This window comes from Rudaea sp., from assembly GCF_036383415.1.
Lineage (GTDB): Bacteria > Pseudomonadota > Gammaproteobacteria > Xanthomonadales > Rhodanobacteraceae > Rudaea.
Genome location: NZ_DASVOK010000209.1, coordinates 1 through 7,270 on the forward strand (window position 1 = coordinate 1; position 7,270 = coordinate 7,270).

Annotated in this window: 7 protein-coding genes; 1 reads left to right on the forward strand and 6 read right to left on the reverse strand. The window is 65.1% G+C overall.

All coding sequences use genetic code 11. From position 1 onward, the window contains the following. Positions 1-318: 318 nt before the first annotated feature. From VF497_RS08255 to VF497_RS08265, 3 genes are all read right to left on the reverse strand, one after another. Complete coding sequence (locus VF497_RS08255) at positions 319-1,323, reverse strand: peptidoglycan DD-metalloendopeptidase family protein (RefSeq protein ID WP_330887555.1); 1,005 nt, start codon at positions 1,321-1,323, stop codon at positions 319-321. Positions 1,324-1,598: 275 nt separating this feature from the next. Beyond that, positions 1,599-2,780 (reverse strand): class I SAM-dependent rRNA methyltransferase, encoded by a 1,182-nt coding sequence (locus VF497_RS08260; RefSeq protein ID WP_330887557.1) that lies wholly within the window; start codon positions 2,778-2,780, stop codon positions 1,599-1,601. A 38-nt stretch (positions 2,781-2,818) separates the two neighbouring features. Further along, a complete protein-coding gene (locus tag VF497_RS08265; RefSeq protein ID WP_330887559.1) occupies positions 2,819-3,325 on the reverse strand; it encodes a GNAT family N-acetyltransferase in 507 nt (168 codons plus the stop codon). A 62-nt stretch (positions 3,326-3,387) separates the two neighbouring features. Here VF497_RS08265 and VF497_RS08270 point away from each other — a divergent pair, with 62 nt between their 5' ends. After that, complete coding sequence (locus tag VF497_RS08270; protein WP_330887561.1) at positions 3,388-4,206, forward strand: rhomboid family intramembrane serine protease; 819 nt, start codon at positions 3,388-3,390, stop codon at positions 4,204-4,206. Here VF497_RS08270 and VF497_RS08275 read toward each other — a convergent pair. From VF497_RS08275 to recD, 3 genes are all read right to left on the reverse strand, one after another. Next, on the reverse strand, positions 4,160-5,119 hold the full coding sequence (locus tag VF497_RS08275; protein WP_330887563.1) for a helix-turn-helix domain-containing GNAT family N-acetyltransferase: 960 nt from the start codon (positions 5,117-5,119) through the stop codon (positions 4,160-4,162). The two genes, VF497_RS08270 and VF497_RS08275, sit on opposite strands and share 47 nt — an antisense overlap. Before the next feature lie 30 nt (positions 5,120-5,149). Continuing rightward, entirely contained in the window at positions 5,150-6,052 is a 903-nt protein-coding gene (locus VF497_RS08280) for an alpha/beta hydrolase (RefSeq protein WP_330887565.1), read from the reverse strand. Further along, on the reverse strand, positions 6,049-7,270 hold a 1,222-nt coding region (gene recD, locus VF497_RS08285; protein ID WP_330887567.1), incomplete at its 5' end, for an exodeoxyribonuclease V subunit alpha. The genes VF497_RS08280 and recD, both read right to left, overlap by 4 nt.

Genomic DNA, 7,270 nt, shown 5'->3' on the forward strand with positions numbered 1-7,270 from the left:
TCGTTGCGACGGCCGCGCACGGATGCGCGACGTCTCGCTCATCCCCCAATGAGTGTGGAAAGGTCAGATCGCAGCGCGCGAAGAGAATTGCGCGCGCCCATTGCGTGCAGGCACGCCCGCACGATCTGCATGAACGATTTGGTATAGCCGAGTGCGTGGAAAGAAAACGTGAAGGTGTGTTGCGTTCCGTTCAGGAACCTCGCTCGCCATCACGCGCTGCTCCAGCCGCGCGATTGCGCCGCGCCATTCGACGCGGCGGAACGCGACCTTGCGACGGCGCGAATCGGCTAGCGATGAGGACACCGCCTCCATCGGGGCTCAGTGCGGAGGCGGCCGTGGTGGTCGCGGCCGCAACCTTGTCCGCCATGGCAACCAGCCCCAATCCACGCTGAAGCTGCGCGTGTAGGTCTGCCCCTGAAACAAAGCCGTGATCGTCCAGACGCCGAGCGGCGCATCTGCAGGCAAGGTGAATTTCCAGTCGGCGCCAGTGCCGGAATAAAACGGTTTCGGATTGCCTTGGCTGACGAGGTCGAAGTCCCACTGCGCGAAGACGCTGCCGTCCGGACGCATGATGCTGAATTGAGTTGTCTCGCCGTTGCGCTGATCGCGATACGCGACAAACACCCACAGCGCGTCGCCGGGTTTGAATTCATTTTCGTAGTGGGGCGTTTCCGCGACCGCGGTCCCACCGGCGTCGACACCGCATCCGACGAACTCGGGCTCGGCCGAATGCGTGCTGAGCGTATCGATATGCGGATCTTCGTAGGGCTGGAATACGATCCAGCGATCCGGCGCCGCGTTGCACTGGCCGTTGCGCGGATCGACTACCGCACCGGCGGCGTCGCGCAATTCGAAATGCAAATGCGGCCCGGTGGAACTGCCGGAACTGCCGACAAGGCCGAGATAATCGCCGGCGGCCACGCGTGTGCCGATCGGCAGAGAGGTGACCGAGCCCTTGCGCATGTGGAAATAAATCGCGACGAGGCCGTCGTCCTGCATCACGTAGACGTCATTCGGATTGGTCGTTCCGCCGAGCGCGCAGTCGCGGTCGAAATTGCCGTCGTCCTTGGCGAGAATCACGCCCGCTGCAGCAGCGACGATTTGCACCTGCCCCGCATCCATCATCGACCAGGGAAACGGCCACAAGTAGTAATCGGTGCCGGCATGGTTGTAACCATTCGGCAGATTGTAGCTGCGCGAACCGCAGGCGTAGTCCTGAACGGGATTCGGATACGACAGGCCGTGATCGACGAAGTTGCTCGTGCCGTGATAGCCGAACTGGTCGAATCGGCCGACCGTTCGCAACGGCCAGGCCAAGTCCATGGTGGAGGCCTCGGTACTGCCTTGCGGCAATCTTCCTTGCAGGCGCAATTCGCCCAACCCTTGCTCGATATTTGCAGCAATACGCTCTTGCTGCCGTGGCGAGGACAGGTCGAAAAATGCGTCATCGGAAACGACGCGCACGTGCTCCGGCGGCGGTTGGGCCTGCGCAAGTGCATGACTCAACAAAAGGGCAGTCAAGAAAGGGAGCTTCATTCTCGCATCCCAAACAACCCGTGCAGGCCGGGACTTTTCCGGCGGCCAACTCAAGCTGAAGCTTACTCCACTCGGCAGAACGCCGCCTTTAGATAGCGCGACTCGGGCACATGCGCCTGCCACGGATGATCGGGACCGGCACCGGAGACCTTGATTACCTGCACGGTGCGGTTCGCGTAAAACGCGGCGCGACGCAGCATGTCGAGGAATTGTTCCTCGCTCACCAGGCCCGTGCACGAACAAGTGAGGAAGATGCCGCCCGGCTTGACCGCGCCGAGTGCGAGCTTGTTCATGTCGAGGTATTTCTTCAGTGCCGGGATCACCTGCTCGCGATCGCGTGTCATCTTCGCCGGATCGAGGATGACGACGTCGAATTTCTTCTGCGGATTGCCGGCGACATCGCGCAGCCAGGCGAAGATGTCGGCCTGGATGAATTTCACCTTGGCCTTGTTGAGACGCGCGTTCTGCTCGGCGATGCCGAGGATTTCCTCGTCGAGATCGATGCCGACGACTTCTTCCGCGCCGCCACGCGTCTTGGCATAAATCCCAAAACCTCCGGAATTGCAGCACAGATCGAGAACACGTTTGTCGGCGCAAAACTCGGACAGGAACAGGCGGTTGTCACGCTGGTCGGCGAAGAAGCCGGTCTTGTGCTTGCTGCCCGGCGCGGCGTGGAACTGCACGCCGTGTTCGTGGATCACGGTCGGTTTCGGCGCGGCGGGCGCAGTCCAGTCGAAGCTTTCCTGCTTCTGCACGTGCTCTTCGGCAAACGCGTAGATTTCCGCGTCGGGAAAGTGCTGCAACAGTACTCGCTTGATCAGGTCGCGCTGCTTGAACATGCCGGCGGAGAAATATTCGACGACGAGCGTGTTGGCGAAACGATCGACGACGAGGCCAGAAAGACCGTCGCCTTCGGAGTGGATCACGCGGTAGGCGTCGGTCACCGCATCGAGCTTGAGCACTTCGCGACGCAGGGAAATCGCATCCGAAATCTTGCGCGCAAAAAAATCCTCGTCGACGGCCTCGTCCGGATCGGCCGTGAGCACGCGCAAGGCGATGCGCGAATGGCCGTTGTAGAAGCCGCGGCCTGCGAACATGCCATCGCGGTCGACGATATCGACCACGGTGCCGGGCTTCGGTTTCGGATCGGGCTTTTCCACCATCTTCTGGAAAATCCACGGATGGTTGGAGCGGCGCTCGATCTTCAGATGGACGACGGGATTGGTGTTGTGCGGGGAATTCATCGCGACATGATAAAGCATGCGCGGCGGCCGACGCTGCGTCAGTCCAGCCTGCGGCGATAGCGCAGCTCGTCGACCGCGACACCCCAGATGACATCCTTGCGTGCAACTCCGTCCGCCACCCATCCGTCGCGACGGTAGAAGCGGTCGCCGCGCGCATTGCCGGCAAGCAGCCAGAGCACCGCTTCGCGGAAACCCTGCTCGCGCAGCCGCGCGCGTGCTGCGGAAACCAATGCGACGCCGACGCCGCGACCCCACCAGTCCGGATCGACGTAGAGCGCGCAGAGTTCGGCGCACTCCGGCAGATTGGAGTCGGCGGCGGGCATCGTGGTCGCGAATCCACGGATTGTGCCACCCTCCATCGCGACCAGCGTCGCTGGTCGGTGCGGATCGGGGTTGGCGAAGTCGTAGCGCCGCGCACGATCTTCGACGCGCAGACCATCGAGATAATCCTGCGCCAGCAACCCGCGATAGCCGGCCTGCCACGCGCGCACGTGCACGCGCGCCACCTCCATCGCGTCATCGGGTTCGGCCGGTCGCAGCAGCATGCGATCAGTCTGCCATGCGAGGCACGTCTTGTGCGCGCCGTGGGCGTCCCCATGATGGAGGCATGGACCTCGCCCCGATCACCGCCGAAGCCAGCGCTGCCACCGTGCGCAGCGACCGCGAGCGCGTGCGCTACGCCGTGCTCGGCGCGCTCGCGCTGGTCGCCGGCATCTGGATCGTCTGGCTGGCCGCGTTCGCGCTCGGCTGGGACATGGATGCGCTCGGCATCCGTCCGCGCGATCCGCGCGGCCTTATCGGCATCCTCACCGCGCCGTTCGTGCACGCCTCGTTCGAGCACCTGATGTCGAACACGCTGCCGCTCGGCCTGCTGTCCGCGTTCACGCTCTACGCCTACCCGCGCGCCGCGCGCTACGCGCTGCCGCTGATCTGGATCGTCTCCGGCGTCGGCGTCTGGTTGTGGGCACGTCCCTCGCTGCATGTCGGCATCAGTGGCATCACCCACGGGCTGATGTTCTTCCTGTTCGTCATCGGCCTGCTGCGTCGCGATCGCCTCGGCGTTTCGATCGCGCTCGCCGTGTTCTTCCTCTATGGCGGCATGACGATGACCGTGCTGCCGCGCGAGGAAAACGTCTCGTTCGAATACCACGCCGCCGGCGCGATCGCGGGACTGATCGCCGCGCTCGCCTTCTCTGGACTCGACCCTGTCGCGCCGCGCAAGCGCTACAGCTGGGAGGACGAGGAGGATGAAGAAACGGAAGGCGCCGAGTTCGGCTATCGCAACGAAATCGAGCGCAGCGGACTCGAGCCGGACCGCCCGCGCGACGTGCCCAAACTCTGGGACGGCCCGCGTCCGCGCCAGGCCGACGGCGACAACGTCATCGAGTTCCCGCCGTCGCGGCGCGAGAATCCGACCCTGCATTGAGCAGGTCCAATTCCCAGGTTTGACCGAGCAGATCCTTGCCGAAGGATAGGTGCCGGTTCTCCTGCACGAGGCGGAAACCGGAAGTTTCGTAGATCCTCCGCGCCGCGGTCAGCACATCGTTCGTCCACAGGCTGAGGCGGCGATAGCCGAGCTCACGCGCGCGCCCAACGCACGTATCGACCAGCCGGCGGCCGAGGCCCAAGCCGCGCGCGGCGGGTTCGACATAGAGCAGGCGCAGCTTCGCCACGCCGGCTGCGTCGCCTTTCATCAGGAAGATCGAACCGAGGATGTGGCCCGCGCGCTCGGCGATCCAGCCATCCTCTTTCGCCGGATCGAACGCCGCGGCGAACTCGCCGAGGATCTTCGCGATGAGCGCCTCGTAGGTCCAATCCCAACCGTATTCTTGTGCGTACAGCACGGCCTGCCGATGGATGACCCAGCCCAGATCGCCGGGAACCGGCGCGCGCAGCACGACCGCGGGCGGCTTGGCGTCGCTCGCCGCGAACGTCGCCTGGATGTCGCGCAGCGAAGAAACCAGCTTCTTGCGCTTCGTTCCGCTTAGCGGCTCCAAGACGGATTCCATGCGCAGCCGCGTGCCGTGTTCGAGTTCGGTGAAGGCGACGCGACCTGCGGGCGTCAGCGACAGCAGCCTTTTCTTCGCGTGCCCGGGATCGACCTCGGCCTTGAGCAGCTTGCGCCGCTTCAGCGTTTGCAGGGCGCGGCTCAGTTGCGCCTTGTCGACGTCGAGCGTGCGCGCGAGATCGGCGGCAGTCTGTTTTCCGCCGGTAGCGAGTTCGTACGTCGCCCGGCCTTCGAGCAGGCTCAAATCGCTGTCGGGCAGATGCTCGTCGAGCAAGCCGACGAGGCGCGTGTAAAAACGGTTGAACTGGCGGATTTCCCGCACGGTATCCATGCCGGGTTCTCAGTGTTGATTTTGTCAACACTATAGTCGAGAGCATCGAGTCCCGCAAGCGCGTTGCGCCAAAGGGCTCGCCTCAACGCCTGGAACCGACGGCACTGGCTTGACGACTAGACTTTCGTCTGCCCGGATCAGGCTTCCATATCTGTCGCTCGCAAACGAAGCGACAAGTTGCAGCACCTCTGCGCTGCGTTCGCGATGCGGGACATGACCACAGCCCTCGAGAATCGCAAGGCGCGCAGGACCACTCACGCCGTCAGCGATGCGACGCGGAAATTCCACCGAGCCGTACTCGTCGAGATCGCCGTGGATCGCGAGTACGGGGCATTCGATTTGGCCGAGATACGCATAGAGGCTCCAGTCCGCGAATGCCGGCGACAGCCAGACCTCGGTCCACGCATCGAGCACCCAGCGCGCCTTGTCGCCATGCCAGCGTGCGATCTTGGCGAACTGCGCGGGATCGGCGAATTGTGCCCTGGCCGCGAGGATGCCCGCACGCGTGCGTTGGTCGACGAAGGCCTGGGCCGATTCCGTCACGACTGCCTCGCAGCCCTCGCCATCCAGCGCCGCGATCGTCAACGCCATGCCGCCGCCGACGCTGTGGCCGAACAGCGAATACCGGGTCAGGCCGAGCGCGCGGCGCAACGCGGGAAAGAAAACTTCGGCCTCCTCGCGGATGAAATCGACGGAAGGCAGCCCCGCGCGCGCCGTGGATCGGCCAAAACCGAGCCTGTCATAGGCCACGACTTCGCTCTGCGTCGCCTGCGCCAGCGCCTGCGGGAAATCGCGCCACTGCTCGACGCAGCCCAGCGAGTCGTGCAATAGGACGATCGGTGCGCGTGCACCGCGACCCGCGTTCCAGCGGCGCACGAAAACACGGCCGCCGGGCACGTCCGCAAACGAATCGATCCCTGCCGCGGCCGTCACGGGCCCATCCTCGAGGCAGCCGAACCCACCGCGTCCGCCAACCCCGACCAGCGCTGCGTGCTGCGCGCGATCGCCTGCGTGAGCACTTCTCCACTTGTCCATAATTCCGCTTTCTTGCGTGCGCGCGTGATTGCGGTGTAGACCAATTCGCGTGTCAGCACACGCGCATCGCGATCAGGCAGCACCACGGTCACCTCGTCGAACTCGGAGCCCTGCGCCTTGTGCACGGTCAGCGCGTAAGCCGCATCGACCGAGCCGAGCACAAGCGGCGGCAGCACGCGCAGGCTGCCGTCGGCGTTGCGGAACCAGACCTCGAGCGCACCGCCCGCGCCGCTGCGCAAGGCGACGCCGATGTCGCCGTTGAACAGGCCGAGACGATAGTCGTTGCCGCCAACGATGACGAGACGGCCCGCGTACCAGCCGTGCTCATCGACGCGATCGCTGCGCCGGCGCAGCTCGTATTCGATCGCCGCGTTGATCGCGACCGCGCCGAACGCGGTTTCGCGCAAGGCGCACAGCACGCGGAAACGGTCGGCGATGGCGAAAGCGGCGTTGGCATCGGACGCCTGTGCGAGACTGGCGTAACGCGGCACCAGCTCGTGCACGATGCGCTGCGGCAACGCGGATGCGCCGACATCGATCCGGCGTGCTTCGTCGCCGCCCGCGTCGAGAATTTGCAGCGCCATGTCGGCGCGGCCCGCGCGCAACGCGGATGCGAGGCGCCCGATCGCGCTGTGCGCGCCGAAACGGTGATTGCCGCGCAGTTCGACAAAGGCTGCGGACAACGCGGACGCTTTCGCAACCATCATCGGCGGAAACGCGAAGGCGGCCTGTTCGTCGGGCGCTTTTCTGCGCGAGGAAGCAACTGCCGTCAACGAAGTGGATGGCGCTGGCGGCGCGGATGCGCTCGCCGCCTGGCACAACGCGCCGAACACGCGGCCGGCTTCGACCGCAGCGAGTTGATCGCGATCGCCGAGCAGGATCAGGCACGCGTCGGCTGCGAGCGCGTCGGCGAGACGCGCAGCCAGCGCGAGATCGAGCATCGAGGCTTCATCGACCACAACGACGTCGTACGGCAATGGCTGCGCGCGATGGCGCGTCCCGGTGCGTCCGCGCGTCACGCCGAGCAGACGATGCAAGGTTTTCGCATCCACCGGCAGCGCGGCGCGCACGGTGTCGTTCGCTGGCAGGCCGGGCGCGCGCAGCGATTCCGCCAGA